This window comes from Pseudomonas sp. EA_105y_Pfl2_R69 (assembly GCF_963970915.1).
Lineage (GTDB): Bacteria > Pseudomonadota > Gammaproteobacteria > Pseudomonadales > Pseudomonadaceae > Aquipseudomonas.
Window position 1 is genome coordinate 102,861 of the sequence record NZ_CAXAOO010000007.1, and the last position, 16,423, is coordinate 119,283.

Annotated in this window: 14 protein-coding genes; 10 read left to right on the forward strand and 4 right to left on the reverse strand. The window is 63.5% G+C overall.

Features of this window, described 5'->3' with window-relative positions; translation table 11 throughout:
* The first annotated feature begins 11 nt into the window (after positions 1–11).
* The 4 genes from AACY13_RS18660 to AACY13_RS18675 all read left to right on the forward strand — a co-directional run bounded on the left by AACY13_RS18660 (position 12) and on the right by AACY13_RS18675 (position 5,576).
* Positions 12–1,619 carry a carboxyl transferase domain-containing protein gene (locus AACY13_RS18660; RefSeq protein ID WP_339463079.1) on the forward strand — a complete coding sequence of 536 codons (1,608 nt, stop codon included), beginning with the start codon at positions 12–14 and terminating at the stop codon, positions 1,617–1,619.
* A gap of 110 nt (positions 1,620–1,729) precedes the next feature.
* Complete coding sequence (locus AACY13_RS18665; RefSeq protein WP_339463080.1) at positions 1,730–2,524, forward strand: gamma-carboxygeranoyl-CoA hydratase; 795 nt, start codon at positions 1,730–1,732, stop codon at positions 2,522–2,524.
* A 79-nt stretch (positions 2,525–2,603) separates the two neighbouring features.
* The gene (locus AACY13_RS18670) at positions 2,604–4,559 is read left to right on the forward strand and encodes an acetyl/propionyl/methylcrotonyl-CoA carboxylase subunit alpha (protein ID WP_339463081.1); all 1,956 of its coding nucleotides are present in this window, start codon (positions 2,604–2,606) and stop codon (positions 4,557–4,559) included.
* A 108-nt stretch (positions 4,560–4,667) separates the two neighbouring features.
* Complete coding sequence (locus AACY13_RS18675; RefSeq protein ID WP_339463082.1) at positions 4,668–5,576, forward strand: hydroxymethylglutaryl-CoA lyase; 909 nt, start codon at positions 4,668–4,670, stop codon at positions 5,574–5,576.
* A gap of 300 nt (positions 5,577–5,876) precedes the next feature.
* Here the strand turns inward: AACY13_RS18675 and AACY13_RS18680 are convergent, their stop codons facing one another.
* The 3 genes from AACY13_RS18680 to AACY13_RS18690 form a co-directional block, all read right to left on the reverse strand.
* On the reverse strand, positions 5,877–7,055 hold the full coding sequence (locus AACY13_RS18680; RefSeq protein ID WP_339463083.1) for an acetyl-CoA C-acetyltransferase: 1,179 nt from the start codon (positions 7,053–7,055) through the stop codon (positions 5,877–5,879).
* A 156-nt stretch (positions 7,056–7,211) separates the two neighbouring features.
* Positions 7,212–7,868, reverse strand: coding sequence for a CoA transferase subunit B (locus tag AACY13_RS18685; protein WP_339463084.1), 657 nt, complete (start codon positions 7,866–7,868; stop codon positions 7,212–7,214).
* A 26-nt stretch (positions 7,869–7,894) separates the two neighbouring features.
* Entirely contained in the window at positions 7,895–8,593 is a 699-nt protein-coding gene (locus AACY13_RS18690) for a CoA transferase subunit A (RefSeq protein WP_339463085.1), read from the reverse strand.
* A gap of 122 nt (positions 8,594–8,715) precedes the next feature.
* Here AACY13_RS18690 and AACY13_RS18695 point away from each other — a divergent pair, with 122 nt between their 5' ends.
* The 3 genes from AACY13_RS18695 (at position 8,716) to AACY13_RS18705 (ending at position 12,659) form a co-directional block, all read left to right on the forward strand.
* Positions 8,716–9,618, forward strand: a complete 903-nt coding sequence (locus tag AACY13_RS18695) for a LysR family transcriptional regulator (RefSeq protein ID WP_339463086.1) — start codon at positions 8,716–8,718, stop codon at positions 9,616–9,618.
* Between the two features lie 61 nt (positions 9,619–9,679).
* The gene (locus tag AACY13_RS18700) at positions 9,680–11,635 is read left to right on the forward strand and encodes an acetoacetate--CoA ligase (RefSeq protein WP_339463087.1); all 1,956 of its coding nucleotides are present in this window, start codon (positions 9,680–9,682) and stop codon (positions 11,633–11,635) included.
* A gap of 163 nt (positions 11,636–11,798) precedes the next feature.
* Positions 11,799–12,659, forward strand: coding sequence for a GNAT family N-acetyltransferase (locus AACY13_RS18705; RefSeq protein ID WP_445262592.1), 861 nt, complete (start codon positions 11,799–11,801; stop codon positions 12,657–12,659).
* A 71-nt stretch (positions 12,660–12,730) separates the two neighbouring features.
* Here AACY13_RS18705 and AACY13_RS18710 read toward each other — a convergent pair whose 3' ends face one another.
* A complete protein-coding gene (locus AACY13_RS18710) occupies positions 12,731–13,936 on the reverse strand; it encodes a PilT/PilU family type 4a pilus ATPase (protein WP_339463089.1) in 1,206 nt (401 codons plus the stop codon).
* A gap of 147 nt (positions 13,937–14,083) precedes the next feature.
* On the opposite strand from AACY13_RS18710, the gene AACY13_RS18715 reads away from it, so the two are divergent.
* The 3 genes from AACY13_RS18715 (at position 14,084) to AACY13_RS18725 (ending at position 16,418) form a co-directional block, all read left to right on the forward strand.
* Positions 14,084–14,362: a peptidylprolyl isomerase gene (locus tag AACY13_RS18715; RefSeq protein ID WP_339463090.1), complete on the forward strand. Its 279-nt coding sequence runs from the start codon at positions 14,084–14,086 to the stop codon at positions 14,360–14,362.
* A gap of 8 nt (positions 14,363–14,370) precedes the next feature.
* Positions 14,371–14,718 (forward strand): MmcQ/YjbR family DNA-binding protein, encoded by a 348-nt coding sequence (locus AACY13_RS18720; protein ID WP_339463091.1) that lies wholly within the window; start codon positions 14,371–14,373, stop codon positions 14,716–14,718.
* Between the two features lie 113 nt (positions 14,719–14,831).
* A complete protein-coding gene (locus AACY13_RS18725; protein WP_339463092.1) occupies positions 14,832–16,418 on the forward strand; it encodes an ABC-F family ATPase in 1,587 nt (528 codons plus the stop codon).
* Positions 16,419–16,423 lie beyond the last annotated feature (5 nt).

Genomic DNA, 16,423 nt, shown 5'->3' on the forward strand with positions numbered 1-16,423 from the left:
AGGAAGCAACCATGACCACCTTGCACACCCAGATCAACAGCCGTTCACCGGAGTTCGCCGCCAATAGCGCGGCGATGCTCGCCCAGGTGGACGACCTGCGCGCCCTGCTCGCCCGCGTCCATGAAGGCGGTGGCGAGAAGGCCCAGCACCGCCATACCTCGCGCGGCAAGTTGCTGCCACGCGAACGGATCAACCGCCTGCTGGACAGCGGCTCGCCGTTTCTCGAGATCGGCCAGTTGGCCGCCCATGAGGTGTACGGCGAAGAGGTGCCGGCGGCTGGCGTGGTGGCCGGTATCGGCCGGGTCGAAGGCGTCGAATGCATGATCGTGGCCAACGACGCCACGGTCAAAGGCGGCAGCTACTACCCGTTGACGGTGAAAAAGCACCTGCGTGCGCAAACCATTGCCCAACAGAATCGCCTGCCGTGCATCTACCTGGTGGACTCCGGCGGGGCCAACCTGCCGCGCCAGGACGAGGTGTTCCCGGATCGCGAGCACTTCGGGCGGATCTTCTTCAACCAGGCCAATATGTCGGCCATGGGCATCCCGCAGATCGCCGTGGTCATGGGTTCCTGCACCGCCGGTGGGGCCTATGTGCCGGCCATGGCGGATGAGGCGATCATGGTGCGCAACCAGGCCACCATCTTCCTCGCCGGCCCGCCGCTGGTAAAAGCCGCCACCGGTGAGGTGGTCAGCGCCGAAGACCTCGGCGGTGCCGATGTGCACTGCAAGACCTCGGGGGTTGCCGACCACTATGCCGACAACGACGAACACGCCCTGGCCCTGGCGCGGCGCTGCATCAGCAACCTGAACTGGCGCAAGCTCGGCGTGCTCAACAATCGCGAACCAATCAACCCGCTGTACAGCGGCGAAGAGCTGTACGGGGTAATTCCGGCGGACGCCAAACAACCCTTCGATGTGCGCGAAGTGATCGCCCGCACCGTCGATGGCAGCGTATTCGATGAATTCAAGGCGCTGTTCGGCGCGACCCTGGTCTGCGGCTTTGCGCATATCCATGGCTACCCGGTGGCGATCCTCGCCAATAATGGGATCTTGTTCGCCGAATCTGCGCAGAAAGGCGCGCATTTTATCGAGCTGGCCTGCCAGCGCGGCATTCCGCTGCTGTTCCTGCAGAACATCACCGGCTTTATGGTCGGGCAGAAGTACGAGGCCGGCGGCATCGCCAAGCACGGGGCCAAGCTGGTCAACGCGGTAGCCTGCGCCAAGGTGCCGAAATTTACCGTGATCATCGGCGGCAGCTTCGGTGCCGGTAACTACGGCATGTGCGGCCGCGCCTACGACCCGCGCTTCTTGTGGATGTGGCCGAACGCGCGGATCGGCGTGATGGGTGCCGAGCAGGCCGCCGGCGTGCTGGTGCAGGTCAAGCACGAACAGGCGGCGCGCGCCGGCCACGACTTCTCCGCCGAGGATGAAGCCAAGCTCAAGCAGCCGATCCTCGAACAGTACGAGCGCCAGGGCCACCCCTACTACTCCAGCGCCAGGCTGTGGGACGACGGTGTGATCGACCCGGCGCAGACCCGCGACGTGCTCGGTCTGGCGCTGTCCGCCAGCCTTAACGCGCCAATCGAGCCGAGCAGCTTTGGCGTATTCCGCATGTAACCACGACAACCTGTAGGAGCCAGTTTGCTGTGGTTCGGCACTCCGACGATTCGCAACAACGCAAAAGCATCGCCAGCAAGCTGGCTCCTACACCCGGCAGGTTCCTGAACATGACCGATTTCCAAACCGTAGAACTTGTAAAAGACCCACGCGGCTTTGCCACCCTCTGGCTCAATCGCGCGGACAAGAACAACGCCTTCAACGCCGAGATGATCCGCGAGCTGATTCTCGCCCTCGACGCGGTGATGGCTGATAAAACCCTGCATTTCCTGCTGCTGCGCGGCCGTGGCAAGCACTTCAGCGCCGGTGCAGACTTGGCCTGGATGCAGCACGCGGCAACCCTGGACTACAACGCCAACCTGGCCGACTCGCGCGAGCTGGCCGAGCTGATGCACAACCTCTACCAGCTGAAGATCCCGACTCTGGCCGTGGTCCAGGGCGCGGCCTTCGGCGGTGCCCTGGGCCTGATCAGCTGCTGCGATATGGCCATCGGTGCCAGCGACGCGCAACTGTGCCTGTCCGAGGTCCGCATCGGTCTGGCTCCGGCGGTGATCAGCCCCTTTGTCGTCCAGGCCATCGGCGAACGCGCGGCACGGCGTTATGCCCTCACCGCCGAACGCTTTAGCGGCCAGCGCGCCCAGGAGCTCGGGCTGTTTGCCGAATGCTATGCCTTGGACGCCCTGGAGCAGGCCGTGAGCGACTGGACCAGCAATCTGCTGCTCAATAGCCCGCAGGCCATGCAGGCCAGCAAGGACCTGCTGCGCGAAGTGGGCAGCGGCGTGCTGACCCCGGCCCTGCGCCGCTATACCGAGAACGCCATCGCGCGTATCCGCGTCAGCCCCGAGGGCCAGGAAGGCCTGCGCGCCTTTCTAGATAAACGCAAACCCGCCTGGCAGGAGCAATAAGCATGATGAGTCCCCGCAATTCAGTGCTCCGTAGCGTCCGGCTGGATAAACGTCCATACCTCCGGCAGGAGCAACAAGTATGAGCATCACGCATATCGACACCCTGCTGGTGGCCAACCGTGGCGAGATCGCCTGCCGGGTGATGAGCACGGCCAAGGCCATGGGCATCAAGACCGTGGCGGTGCACAGCGCCATTGACCGTAACGCCCGCCATGTGCGCGAAGCCGACCTGGCGATCGACCTGGGCGGTGCCAAGCCGGCGGACAGCTACCTGCGTATCGACGCACTGATCGCTGCGGCCAAGGCTAGCGGTGCCCAGGCCATTCACCCCGGCTATGGCTTTCTTTCGGAAAACGCCGGCTTTGCCCGCGCCATCGAAGCCGCTGGTTTGCTGTTTCTCGGCCCGCCCGCCTCGGCGATCGACGCCATGGGCAGCAAGTCGGCCGCCAAGGCGCTGATGGAAGCCGCCGGCGTGCCGCTGGTGCCGGGCTATCACGGCGAGGCGCAGGATGTGGAAACCTTCCGCGCCGCCGCCGAGGTGATCGGCTACCCGGTGCTGCTCAAGGCCGCAGCCGGCGGCGGTGGCAAGGGCATGAAGGTGGTCGAGCGTGAAAGCGAGCTGGCCGAGGCCCTGGCCAGCGCCCAGCGCGAGGCGCAGTCGTCGTTCGGCGACTCGCGCATGCTGGTGGAGAAATACGTGCTCAAGCCACGCCATGTGGAGATTCAGGTATTTGCCGACCAGCACGGCCACTGCCTGTACCTGAACGAGCGCGACTGCTCGATTCAACGCCGTCACCAGAAGGTCGTCGAAGAAGCACCCGCCCCTGGCCTGTCCGCCGAACTGCGCCGCGCCATGGGCGAGGCCGCAGTCAAGGCCGCCCAGGCCATCGGCTATGTCGGAGCCGGCACCGTGGAGTTTCTCCTGGATGAGCGCGGCGACTTCTTCTTTATGGAGATGAACACCCGCCTGCAGGTCGAACACCCGGTCACCGAGCTGATCACTGGGCTGGATCTGGTCGCCTGGCAGATTCGCGTGGCCCGTGGCGAGGCGCTGCCGATCACTCAGGAGCAGGTGCCGCTGATTGGTCACGCCATCGAAGTACGCCTGTATGCCGAAGATCCGGACAACGACTTCCTACCTGCCACCGGCACCTTGGCGCTGTACCGCGAAGCCAATGCCGGCCCTGGTCGCAGGGTGGATAGCGGGGTCAGCGAAGACGATGAAGTCTCGCCCTTCTACGACCCGATGCTCGGCAAGCTGATCGCCTGGGGTGAAAACCGCGAAGAAGCACGCCTGCGCCTGCTGGCCATGCTCAAGGAAACCTGTGTCGGTGGAGTCAGAACCAACCTGGCCTTTCTCTCCCGCGTGCTGGCCCACCCGGCCTTCGCCAATGCCGAACTGGATACCGGCTTTATTCCGCGCCATGAAGCGCAGCTATTGCCGCCCGTTGCCGAGCTGCCAGCCGAGTTCTGGCAACTGGCCGCCGAGGCCTTTGTGCAGAGCGAAACGCCGCGCCAACGCCACGATGACCCGCATTCCCCCTGGAGCAACCATAACGGTCTGCGCCTGGGTTTGCCGGCGCAAACCGATCTGCACCTGAGCTGCCAAAACGAGCGCCAGGTGGTACGTCTGCGCCACGCCTCGGCATCTACAGTACGATTGCAGGGCGAGGTGCTACAGGTGGAGCGCGACGGTCTGCGTCAACAGCACTTGGCGATCCGTCGCGGTGATAGCCTCTATCTGCAGTTCGGCGGCGAGCTGCACAGCATTCAGCGCGTCGACCCTATTGCCGAAGTGGAAGCCAGCCATCAACATCACGGCGGCCTCACCGCGCCCATGAACGGCAGTATCGTGCGACTGCTGGTGGAGGCCGGTCAGCAGGTCGAAGCCGGTACCGCCCTGGTGGTACTGGAAGCGATGAAGATGGAGCACAGCATCCGCGCGCCGCATGCCGGCACCGTCAAGGCGCTGTATTGCAGCGAAGGCGAACTGGTCAGCGAGGGGACGGTGCTGGTGGAGTTGGAAGAAGCATAAGCTTGGTATTCGGTGCGCACAGCGCACCCTACAACCCCATGAGATTGTGCGCATCACCGCAAATCGTAGGGTGCGCCGTGCGCACCATTGGCCCAAAGGAGACGCCAAATGAATTTGCCCAAACAGGTACGCCTGGTCGAAGTCGGCCCCCGCGACGGTTTGCAGAACGAGAAGCAGCCGATCAGCGTCGCCGACAAGGTCCGCCTGGTCGATGACCTGTCCGCCGCCGGCCTCGGTTATATCGAGGTGGGCAGCTTCGTCTCGCCCAAGTGGGTGCCGCAGATGGCCGGCTCCGCCGAGGTATTCGCGCAGATCCAGCAGCTACCGGGCATTACCTATGCCGCCCTGGCACCCAACCTGAAAGGTTTCGAGGCCGCACTGGAAGCCGGAGTCAAGGAAGTTGCGGTCTTCGCCGCAGCAAGCGAGGCCTTCTCACAGAAAAATATCAACTGCTCGATCGGCGAGAGCCTTGAGCGCTTTGTGCCGTTGATGGACGCCGCCCAACAACAGGGTATTCGTGTTCGCGGCTATGTGTCCTGCGTGCTCGGCTGCCCCTATGAAGGCGAGGTGGCACCGGCGCAAGTGGCCAGCGTGGCCAAGGCGCTCTATGCCATGGGCTGCTATGAAATATCCCTGGGCGACACCATCGGCACTGGCACCCCAGGCAAGACCCGCCATCTGCTCAACGTGGTCGGTCGCGAAATCCCGCGCCACCTGTTGGCTGGGCACTTCCACGACACCTACGGCCAGGCTCTGGCCAATATCTACGCCAGCCTGTTGGAAGGCATCAGCGTATTCGACAGCTCGGTCTCAGGCTTAGGTGGCTGCCCCTATGCCAAGGGCGCCAGCGGCAATGTCGCCACTGAGGATGTGCTCTATCTGCTCAATGGCCTGGGCATCGAAACCGGTATCGATATGGACAAGCTGATCGCTGCCGGCCAGCGCATCTGCACGGTGCTCGGCAAGGGCAATGGCTCGCGGGTAGCACGGGCCTTGCTCCAGGCAACGACCGACTGAATAGGAACGAGCGTTTCCCCTCCTTGGCTGCGCGGCACAGCAGCGTGGCCTTTCTTATGGCTCCGCCCCAATCAGCTGGTGCGTGAGTCGCACCAGCCTGCTGGATCAGGCGGCAGCCCGCGTATGGGTGAGGTGCGCCGCGCGCGCCCTACCGAGTTGTCGCAACACGCAATTGCGACATAGCCTTTTATCCTGCACCAACCTACGAGTGCCGCCCCTAGGCGTACTCGGCCGGGGCATGACCAAGAAAAACGCCGGCACCTGCAATCGTTGCGGGGCCGGCGTGCGCGCACCGCAGGCTTAGCGCTCGATAGCCAATGCCACGCCCTGACCGCCGCCGATACACAGCGTGGCCAGGCCTTTGTGGGCGTCGCGCTTGATCATCTCATGCAGCAGGGTCACCAGAATCCGGCAGCCGGAGCCACCGATCGGGTGGCCGATGGCGATGGCACCACCGTTGACGTTGACCTTGCTCGCATCCCATTGCAGTTCCTTGCCGACGGCCAGGGCCTGGGCGGCGAAGGCTTCGTTGGCTTCGATCAGGTCCAGTTGCTCGATGCTCCAGCCGGCCTTGGCCAGGCAGCGCTGGGTGGCGGAGACCGGACCGATGCCCATGATCGCCGGATCGACCCCTGCATTGGCGTAGCTGGCGATCCTGGCCAGCACCGGCAGGCCGAGGGCCTCGGCCTTGGCCGCGCTCATCAGCAATACGGCGGCGGCACCGTCGTTGAGGCTGGAGGCGTTGCCGGCGGTGACGCTGCCGTCTTTCTTGAACGCCGGTTTGAGCTTGCCCAGGGCCTCGGCGCTGGTGCCGGCGCGCGGTTGTTCGTCGGTGGCGAAGGCCAGGGGCTCGCCCTTGCGCTGGGGAATAAGGATAGGGGTGATTTCATCAACGAAGCGCCCGGCCTCGATGGCGGCGCAGGCCTTGCGCTGCGAGTCGGCGGCGAAGGCATCCTGCTCCTCGCGGGTGATGGCGTACTTCTCGACCAGGTTCTCGGCGGTGATGCCCATATGGTAGTCGTTGAAGGCGTCCCACAGGCCATCGCTGATCATTGTGTCGATCAGCTTGCCGTGGCCCATGCGCAGGCCGGTACGGGCACCGGGCATGACGTAGGGTGCCAGGCTCATGTTCTCCATGCCGCCGGCGATGATCACCTCAGCATCGCCGCAGCGGATCGCCTGGGTGCCCAGGTGCAGGGCTTTCAAGCCCGAGCCGCAGACCTTGTTCAGGGTCAGCGCGGGCACCGCGTGGGGCAGGCCGGCGAGGATCGCCGCCTGGCGTGCGGGGTTCTGCCCGGAGCCTGCGGTGAGCACCTGGCCGAGGATCACTTCATCGACCTCGGTGCCGTTCAGGCCGGTCTGCTCCAGCAGGCGGCGGATCACCGCGGCACCCAGTTCCGGGGCCGCAATATTGGCCAGAGAACCCTGAAAGCTGCCGACTGCGGTGCGGGTGGCGGCGACTATGACGACTTCTTGCATAATGAGACTCCTGCGAGTTGCGGCGCTGCCGCTCGGGGCATCGACGAGGGATGGGCATCGCTGCGCTCGCGGAACGCCGCCCGACCCATCCTACAAATGAAAAAACCGCCCCGCAGGCGGCCATGCGTGGTGGCGACCTACGGGGCGGGGAGGTACTCAGAAGGTCATTTCGGTGACATCGTCTGGCACGATCAACGGGCCTGCAGTCTTGGCGACGATCTCCTCGATGCTCACCCCCGGCGCGCGCTCACGCAGGATAAAGCTGCCGTCCTCGATCTCCAGATAGGCCAGGTCGGTCAGCACCTTGCGGATACAGCCGCAGCCGGTGAGTGGCAGGCTGCAGTGCTTGAGCAACTTGGACTCGCCGTCCTTGGAGGCATGGGTCATGGTGACGATGATGTTGTCGGCACCGGCGACCAGGTCCATGGCACCGCCCATGCCCTTGATCAACTTGCCGGGGATCATCCAGGAGGCGATGTTGCCATTGACATCCACCTCGAAGGCACCAAGCACGGTGAGGTCGACGTGGCCACCGCGGATCATGGCGAAGGACTCGGCCGAGGAAAAAATCGACGCACCTTTACGCGCGGTGACCGTCTGCTTGCCAGCGTTGATCATGTCGGCGTCCAGCTCATCCTCGGTCGGGAACGCACCCATGCCGAGCAGGCCGTTTTCCGATTGCAGCATCACGTCGATGCCTTCCGGCACGTAGTTGGCCACCAGGGTCGGGATGCCGATGCCCAGGTTCACGTAGTAACCATCTTTCAATTCGCGCGCCACACGCTGAGCCATCTGTTCGCGGGTAAGTGCCATGGGGAAATCCTCTTGTTGTAGTCTGATCAGGCGCGCAGGGTGCGCTTCTCGATGCGCTTCTCGAAACTGCCCTGGATGATCCGATCGACGTAGATGCCCGGGGTGTGAATGTGGGCCGGATCGAGCTCGCCGGGTTCAACGATTTCCTCCACCTCGACCACAGTGATGCGCCCGGCGGTGGCCACCAACGGGTTGAAATTCTGCGCGGTGTGGCGATAGATCACGTTGCCGAAATGGTCGGCCTTCCAGCCTCTGACGATGGCGAAGTCGCCGGTGATGGCCGGTTCCAGAATGTAATGGCGGCCATTGATTTCGCGCGCTTCCTTGCCTTCGGCGACCGGGGTGCCGTAGCCGGTGGCGGTGAAGAAGGCCGGGATACCGGCACCACCGGCACGCAGCTTCTCGGCCAGGGTGCCTTGCGGAGTGAGTTCGACCTCCAGTTCGCCATTGAGCAACTGCCGCTCGAACAGAGCGTTCTCGCCTACATAGGAGGCAATCATCTTGCGGATCTGGCGGTCTTCCAGCAGCACACCGAGGCCGAAACCATCGACCCCGCAGTTGTTCGACACCACGGTCAGGCCGCGCACGCCGAGGCGGCGTATTTCGGCAATCAAGTTCTCCGGTATGCCACACAGGCCGAAGCCGCCGGCCAGCACGGTCATGTTGTCGGTCAGGCCGGCCAGGGCCTCTGCGTAACTGCCTACCCGCTTGTCGAGTCCACTCATGCTGTCGCCTCTTGTCGTTGTCGATTCGGCAACCCGGTTGCCGATAGCGATAGAGAGCTTCTCCCGTGCAGACTAATTTGTTAAGTTTGTTTTTCTTCTCAATTGATCACTAAAACAAATCAATGACTGTCAAGCAATTGCGTGCCTTCCTCGCGGTGGCCCAGAGCCTGAGCTTCGCCCAGGCCTGCGAGCGCCTGCACCTGTCCCAGCCGGCCCTGAGCCTGGCGATCAAGAGCCTGGAGGAATCCCTCGGCGGCCAATTGCTGACCCGCACCACCCGCAGCGTCAGACTGACCCCAGAGGGCGAAACCCTGCTGCCCATGGCCCGACGCCTGCTGGCTGACTGGGACAACGCTGAGGAGCTGCTGCGCCAGCACTTCACCCTGCAACTGGGCAAGATCACCATCGCCGCCATGCCGTCGTTTGCCGGCAACCTGCTGCCGGCGGTGCTCAAGGCCTTCCGCACTCGCTATCCGAAGGTCAACGTGGCGGTGCATGACGTGATCAACGAACAGGTGCTGGAAATGCTGCGCAACCGCCGGGTCGAACTGGGCATCGCCTTCGAGCCGGAGGCCCTGGATGGTCTGGTCTTCACGCCCTTCTACAACGATCGTTTCGTCGCGGTAGTGCCAGCCGATTGCGCACTCGCCAGCCGCCAGGAGGTGAGCTGGGCGGAGCTGTTGCAGGAGAATTTCATCGCCCTGCAACGGCCCTCCGCGGTGCGCCTGCTACTGGAGGAAAGCATCGCCGCGCCGCACGGCAAGCTGGCAGTGGCCTTCGAGAGCCACCAACTGGCAACCGTCGGCCGCATGGTCGCTCAGGGGCTCGGCGTCAGCGCCGTGCCGCGCCTGTGCCTGCAGCAGATGGAGGAGCTGGGTGCCCGCTGCATCGCCCTGCATGGGCCGCACGTGGAGCGGCAGATCGGCTTGCTGCGGCTGCGCGAGCACAAGCTCTCGAGCGCGGCTCAGGCCCTGTGCGATGTGCTGCTCAACGCGACCGACTGGGCCCACCTGGAGCTGGTCTGACGGCAAGGCCGGCCGGCCCGTGCCATTATAAAAGTATCTGCCCGAGCCAATGGACGCACAGATGAACCAGCCCCTCTGGACACCCAGCCCGGCGCGCATCGCCGCCACCCGGATGGACGCCTTCCGCCGCTTCGTCAATCAGCGCCACAGCCTGCAACTGTCCGACTACCCGAGCCTGCATGCCTGGAGCGTGGCGCAACGCGAGGCGTTCTGGCGGGCCATCGTCGAGTTCTTCGAGGTGCGCTTTAGCCAACACCCCGAGCGGGCCCTGGATGAGGCCTCGGCGATGCCCAGCGCCCATTGGTTCCCTGGTGCTCGGCTTAATTTTGCCGAACACCTGCTACGCCGCCGCGATAACCGCCCTGCCCTGGTTGCCATCGGCGAAGACGGTTCGCGCGAGCAACTGAGCTATGCCGAGCTGGCCGCCCATGTCGCCGGCCTGCAAAACAGCCTGCGCGGTGCCGGCGTCGGTACCGGCGACCGGGTCGCGGCCTTTATGCCCAATACCTGGCAAACCCTGGTCGGCATGCTCGCCGCCAGTAGCCTGGGGGCGACCTGGTCGAGCTGCTCGCCGGACTTCGGCACCCAGGGGGTGATCGACCGTTTCGGCCAGATCGAACCCAAGGTACTGATCGCCGCCGCCGGCTTCCGCTATGCCGGTAAAAACCTCGACCTGAGCAGCAAGCTCAATGAAATCCTCGAACGCCTGCCATCCCTTGAGCAGCTGATCGTGGTGCCCTACGCCAACCCACAGGCCAAAGCTGCCGACTTCCATTCGGCGGCCAAGATCGCGCTATGGCAAGACTTCTACCAGGCCGGTGGCGAGCCGGAATTCACCCAGGTGCCCTTCGATCACCCGCTGTATATCCTCTACTCCAGCGGCACCACCGGGATACCCAAGTGCATCGTTCACGGTACCGGCGGCGTGCTGCTGCAGCACGTCAAGGAACTGGGCCTGCACACCGACCTGACTGCCGAGGACTGCCTGTTCTACTACAGCACCTGCGGCTGGATGATGTGGAACTGGCTGGTCTCGGGCCTGGCGCTGGGCGCGACTCTGGTGCTGTTCGACGGCTCGCCTTTCCATCCCGATGCCGAGCGCCTGATCGACCTGATCGACGCCGAGAACATCAGCATCTTCGGCACCAGCGCCAAGTACCTGGCCGCCCTGGAGAAGGCCGGAGCCAGGCCGGGCAGCACCCACGAACTGGCAAAGTTGAAGGCCATTCTCTCCACCGGCTCGCCACTGGCCCACGAGAGCTTCGACTACGTCTACCGCGAGTTCAAAGCCGATATCTGCCTGTCGTCGATCTCCGGCGGCACCGACATCGTCTCCTGCTTCGCCCTCGGCAACCCGCTGCTGCCGGTCTGGCGCGGCGAGCTGCAATGCAAGGGCCTGGGCATGGACGTGCAGGTATGGAACGACGCCGGCCAGCCGGTCATCGGCGAGAAAGGCGAGCTGGTCTGCACCAAGCATTTCCCCTCGATGCCGGTGGGCTTCTGGAACGACCCGCAAGGCGAGAAGTTCAAGGCTGCCTACTTCGAGACCTTCCCCGGCGTCTGGGCCCACGGCGACTACGCCGAGGAAACCGCGCACGGCGGCCTGGTGATCCACGGCCGTTCCGACGCCGTGCTCAATCCAGGGGGCGTGCGCATCGGCACCGCGGAGATCTACCGCCAGGTAGAAAAGGTCGAGGGGGTGCTGGAGTCCATCGCCATCGCCCAGGAGTGGAACAACGACGTGCGCGTGGTGCTGTTCGTCCGTCTGCGCGAGGGCGTCAGCCTCACCGATGAGCTGCAAGAGCGCATCCGCCAGGTGATCGAGAGCAACACCAGCACGCGCCATGTGCCGGCCAAGATCATCGCGGTGGCCGACATCCCGCGCACCATCAGCGGCAAGATCGTCGAACTGGCGGTGCGCAACGTGGTGCACGGCCAACCGGTGAAAAACACCGACGCCCTGGCCAACCCCCAGGCCCTGGAGCTCTACCGGGATCTGCCGGAGTTGCAGCGCTGAGCTGTCCGGGCCCAGCCAGACGCTATCAGGCCGCCGGCGCTGGTGCGCTCTGGAGCTCGATCATCCGCTCACGGATGGACAGCGTCGGCAAGATCGCATAGCGTCGAACCGAAGATGGCCGGCGAGGATAGGCCCGCGCCTGGCCCAGAACCCACTACGACGGATGGCTTGCGTGGACACCCCCGACTATCAGATCAGAACCATGACCCGCGGCGAAGTCGATATCGCCATTGACTGGGCCGCGGCGGAAGGCTGGAACCCCGGCCTGCATGATGCGGACTGCTTCTACGCCGCCGACCCGGATGGCTTCCTTATCGGCCTGCTGAACGGCGAACCCATAGCCGTGATTTCCGTGGTGAAGTATGGCGAGCACTTTGGTTTTCTCGGCTTCTATATCGTCAAGCCCGAGTACCGCGGCCAGGGCTACGGTCTGCAGATCTGGAATGCCGGCCTGGCTTACCTGGACGGCCAGACCATCGGCCTGGACGGCGTGGTGGCGCAGCAGGGCAACTACAGGAAATCCGGCTTCAGCCTGGCCAACGGCAACCTCCGCTATCAGGGCGTCGGTGGCGCAGCGCCAGTAGCCGATTCCGCCCTGGTACCCCTGTCCGCCCTGCCCTTCGCCGACCTCTGCGCCTATGACCAGGCGCTGTTTCCGGAGCGCCGTAGCACCTTCCTACGCCACTGGATCGACCAGCCCGAGAGCACGGCCCTGGGCATCCTCCAGGAGCATCGACTGGCCGGCTATGCCGTGCTACGCAAATGCCGCGACGGCTACAAGATAGGCCCGCTGTTCGCCGACAGTCCTGAGCTGGCCGAGCGGCTGTTTCTCGCCTTGCGGGCGCGCGTCCCGGCCGGGCGCGCGCTGTTCCTCGATACCCCGGCCAATAACGCCGCGGCCGTGGCGCTGGCGCAACGCCACGGCATGAGCATGGTGTTCGAGACCGCGCGCATGTATCGCGGGCCAGTGCCGCAGATCGACGGCCAACGCATCTTCGGGGTGACCAGCTTCGAACTCGGTTGACCTGGCAGCGGCCATCGCGCCGGGCCCGATGGCCGCAGCCCAGCCATCACCTGGCGCTAGCCCCGCAGGGCTCAAGCGCCCATGCGGCCCGGGTCTTCCGCCTCTTCGTCGCCGGCGATATCTTCCAGAGTGAGCTCCATGCCCCAGCTCGGCGCGGGGGCCGGTTCGGTCGCCTTGACCGATGAGTCGGCAGCCGGGGCCGCCTGGTTCGCCGGATTCTCCCGATACAGCTTGAGCTTGAGGCGCACGTTGTTGGCCGAATCGGCATTCTTCACCGCCTCGTCCTCATCGATAACCCCGCTATGCACCAGGTCGATCAGCGCCTGATCGAAGGTCTGCATACCGATGTTCTTCGACTTCTCCATGATTTCCTTGATATCGCCGAAATCGCTGCGTTTGATCAGGTCGCGGATAGTCGGCGTGCCCAACAATACTTCCACCGCGGCGCGGCGCTTGCCGTCCACGGTCTTGACCAGGCGCTGGGAGACGAAGGCCTTGAGGTTGTTGCCCAGGTCGTTGAGCAGCTGCGGGCGGCGCTCTTCGGGAAAGAAGTTGATGATGCGGTCCAGCGCCTGGTTGGCGTTGTTGGCATGCAGGGTGGAGATAGCCAGGTGGCCGGTGTCGGCGAAGGCCAGGGCGTGCTCCATGGTCTCGCGGTCACGGATCTCGCCGATCAGGATCACGTCCGGGGCCTGGCGCAGGGTGTTCTTCAGTGCGGCGTGGAAGCTGCGGGTGTCCACCCCCACCTCGCGCTGGTTGATGATCGACTTCTTGTGCCGGTGCACATATTCCACCGGGTCTTCGATGGTGATGATATGGCCGCCGCTATTACGGTTGCGGTAGTCGATCAGTGCCGCCAGGGAAGTCGACTTGCCCGAGCCGGTACCGCCGACGAACAGCACCAGACCGCGTTTCTCCATGATGGTCTTGAGCAGCACCTCGGGCAGTTTCAGGTCCTCGAATTTGGGGATTTCCATCTTGATATTGCGCGCGACAATGGACACCTCGTTGCGCTGCTTGAAGATATTGATGCGGAAACGCCCTACGCTGGGGATGGAAATGGCCAGATTCATCTCCAGCTCGCGCTCGAACTCCTCGCGCTGCGCGCTATCCATCACCGCATCGGCGATCGCGGCTACCTCGCCGGCCTTCAGCGGCTCGGCGCTCAGGGCCTTGAGCACGCCGTTGAACTTGGCGCAAGGTGGCGCACCGGTGGACAGATAAAGGTCGGAACCGTCCTGGCTGGACAGTATTTTCAGCATTGCGGAGAGGTCCATGGCGAGCAGATCCGTCGAAGTGAAGTTAATACGTTAGGCCAAGATCGACCCCGGAGCCGCGTCATCGCGCAGCAGCTAAGTGGCGTCATTCTGATGGCGCAACAAATGCTGGCACAATAGCAGCCCGGCAAATCTGAGGAACCCATCATGGCAAAAGCAATGTGCCGCCATATTCTGGTCAAGACCGAGGCCGAAGCCACGGCCTTGAAAAAACGTATCGCCGCCGGCGAAGCCTTCGATGTGCTGGCGCGCAAATACTCCACCTGCCCCTCCGGCAAAAAAGGCGGCGACCTCGGCGAGGTGCGCCCTGGGCAGATGGTCCGCGCCATCGATCAGGTGATTTTCAAGAAGCCGGTGCGCGAAGTCCACGGCCCGGTGAAAAGCCAGTTTGGCTATCATCTGGTGCAAGTTTTCTACCGCGAGTGAACACCGCCATGACCCCGCAGCAAGTTGCCGAGCTTTGTCTGAACCTGCCGGGTGCCCGCGAGGACATCAAATGGGGCGGCGTGCGGGTGTTTTCGGTGGCCGAGAGCAAGATGTTCGCCCTCTTCCACCTGGGTGGCCACGATGGCCTGGCGTTCAAGGTCGATGCCGACCTGTTCCTCGGCTATTGCGACCGTCCCGGCATCCGCCCCGCGCCTTACCTGGCGCGCGCCCGCTGGATCAGCATGGCCTATCCCTACCCCCTGAGCGACGCCGAACTCAAAGAGCTGCTGATCCGCTCCCATCAATTGGTGGTCGGCAAGCTGCCCAAGCGCCTGAAATTGGGCCTATTGCTGTAATTAGCCCCAGAGCGGAGCACCCCGCCCGTCTCAGCCGCTGCCCTTCGCGGCCGGAAACCGCTACAATCGCGCCCCTTTCGCGCCCGTGCGCCCGCTTAACTGGACCAAGATTCGTGATTTCCACCGCCAACATCACCATGCAATTCGGGGCCAAACCCCTGTTCGAGAACGTTTCCGTCAAGTTTGGCGGCGGCAACCGCTACGGCCTGATCGGGGCCAACGGTTGCGGCAAGTCGACCTTTATGAAAATTCTCGGCGACGATCTGGAACCTAGTGGTGGCCAGGTAATGCTGGAGCCGAACGTGCGTCTGGGTAAGTTGCGCCAGGATCAGTTCGCTTACGAAGAATTCAGCGTGATTGACACCGTGATCATGGGTCACGAAGAGCTGTGGAAGGTTAAGGCCGAACGCGATCGCATCTACTCGCTGGCGGAAATGAGCGAAGAAGACGGCATGAAGGTCGGCGAGCTCGAAGGTGAATTCGCCGAGATGGACGGCTATACCGCCGAGTCCCGCGCCGGCGAGTTGTTGCTCGGCCTGGGTATTCCGTTGGAGCAGCATTTCGGCCCGATGAGCGAAGTCGCTCCGGGCTGGAAACTGCGCGTGTTGCTGGCGCAGGCACTGTTCTCCGATCCGGAAGTATTGCTGCTGGACGAACCGACCAACCACCTGGACATCAACACCATCCGCTGGCTGGAAAACATCCTCACCCAGCGCAACAGCACCATGATCATCATTTCTCACGACCGTCACTTCCTCAACTCGGTCTGCACCCATATGGCCGACCTGGACTACGGTGAGCTGCGCCTGTTCCCAGGCAACTACGACGAGTACATGACCGCGGCCACCCAATCGCGCGAACAGCTGCTGTCCGATAACGCCAAGAAGAAAGCGCAAATCAACGAGCTGCAAAGCTTCGTCAGCCGCTTCTCGGCCAACGCCTCGAAATCCAAGCAGGCATCGTCGCGCGCCAAGCAGATCGACAAGATTCAGCTGGCTGAGGTCAAACCCTCCAGCCGCGTCAGTCCGTTTATTCGTTTCGAGCAGAACAAGAAGCTGCACCGCCAGGCCGTGATGATCGACAAAGTGGCCAAGGGTTTCGACGGCAAAGCGCTGTTCAAGAACTTCAGCTTCCAGGTTGAAGCCGGCGAACGCGTGGCCATCATCGGTCCCAACGGTATCGGTAAGACCACTCTGCTGCGCACCTTGATCGGTGAACTCACCCCGGATGCCGGTACGGTGAAATGGACCGACAGCGCGGAGCTTGGCTACTACGCCCAGGACCACGCCTACGACTTCGAAGACGACATCAGCCTGTTCGACTGGATGGGCCGGTGGACCACCGGCGAGCAGATGATTCGTGGCACGCTGGGGCGCATGCTGTTCAGCAACGACGAAATTCTCAAATCGGTGAAGGTTATCTCCGGTGGTGAGCAAGGTCGCATGCTGTTCGGCAAGCTGATTTTGCAAAAGCCCAACGTGCTGATCATGGACGAACCAACCAACCACTTGGACATGGAGTCCATCGAAGCGTTGAACCTGGCGCTGGAAAACTACCCGGGCACGCTGATCTTCGTCAGCCATGACCGTGAGTTTGTAGGCTCCCTGGCCACCCGCATCATCGAACTGTCGGCCAACGGCATCACCGACTTCAGCGGCACCTACGACGACTACCTGCGCAGCCAGGGCGTGATCGTCTAATTTCG

Excerpts from the sequence above, each read along its gene's own strand:
- AACY13_RS18685 (WP_339463084.1), bottom strand. The coding sequence starts at position 7,868 with ATGGCACTTACCCGCGAACAGATGGCTCAGCGTGTGGCGCGCGAATTG.
- AACY13_RS18700 (WP_339463087.1), top strand. The coding sequence starts at position 9,680 with ATGAACCAGCCCCTCTGGACACCCAGCCCGGCGCGCATCGCCGCCACC.
- AACY13_RS18675 (WP_339463082.1), top strand. The coding sequence starts at position 4,668 with ATGAATTTGCCCAAACAGGTACGCCTGGTCGAAGTCGGCCCCCGCGAC.
- AACY13_RS18670 (WP_339463081.1), top strand. The coding sequence starts at position 2,604 with ATGAGCATCACGCATATCGACACCCTGCTGGTGGCCAACCGTGGCGAG.
- AACY13_RS18690 (WP_339463085.1), bottom strand. The coding sequence starts at position 8,593 with ATGAGTGGACTCGACAAGCGGGTAGGCAGTTACGCAGAGGCCCTGGCC.
- AACY13_RS18705 (WP_445262592.1), top strand. The coding sequence starts at position 11,799 with ATGGCTTGCGTGGACACCCCCGACTATCAGATCAGAACCATGACCCGC.
- AACY13_RS18660 (WP_339463079.1), top strand. The coding sequence starts at position 12 with ATGACCACCTTGCACACCCAGATCAACAGCCGTTCACCGGAGTTCGCC.
- AACY13_RS18695 (WP_339463086.1), top strand. The coding sequence starts at position 8,716 with ATGACTGTCAAGCAATTGCGTGCCTTCCTCGCGGTGGCCCAGAGCCTG.
- AACY13_RS18715 (WP_339463090.1), top strand. The coding sequence starts at position 14,084 with ATGGCAAAAGCAATGTGCCGCCATATTCTGGTCAAGACCGAGGCCGAA.
- AACY13_RS18680 (WP_339463083.1), bottom strand. The coding sequence starts at position 7,055 with ATGCAAGAAGTCGTCATAGTCGCCGCCACCCGCACCGCAGTCGGCAGC.
- AACY13_RS18720 (WP_339463091.1), top strand. The coding sequence starts at position 14,371 with ATGACCCCGCAGCAAGTTGCCGAGCTTTGTCTGAACCTGCCGGGTGCC.
- AACY13_RS18710 (WP_339463089.1), bottom strand. The coding sequence starts at position 13,936 with ATGGACCTCTCCGCAATGCTGAAAATACTGTCCAGCCAGGACGGTTCC.
- AACY13_RS18665 (WP_339463080.1), top strand. The coding sequence starts at position 1,730 with ATGACCGATTTCCAAACCGTAGAACTTGTAAAAGACCCACGCGGCTTT.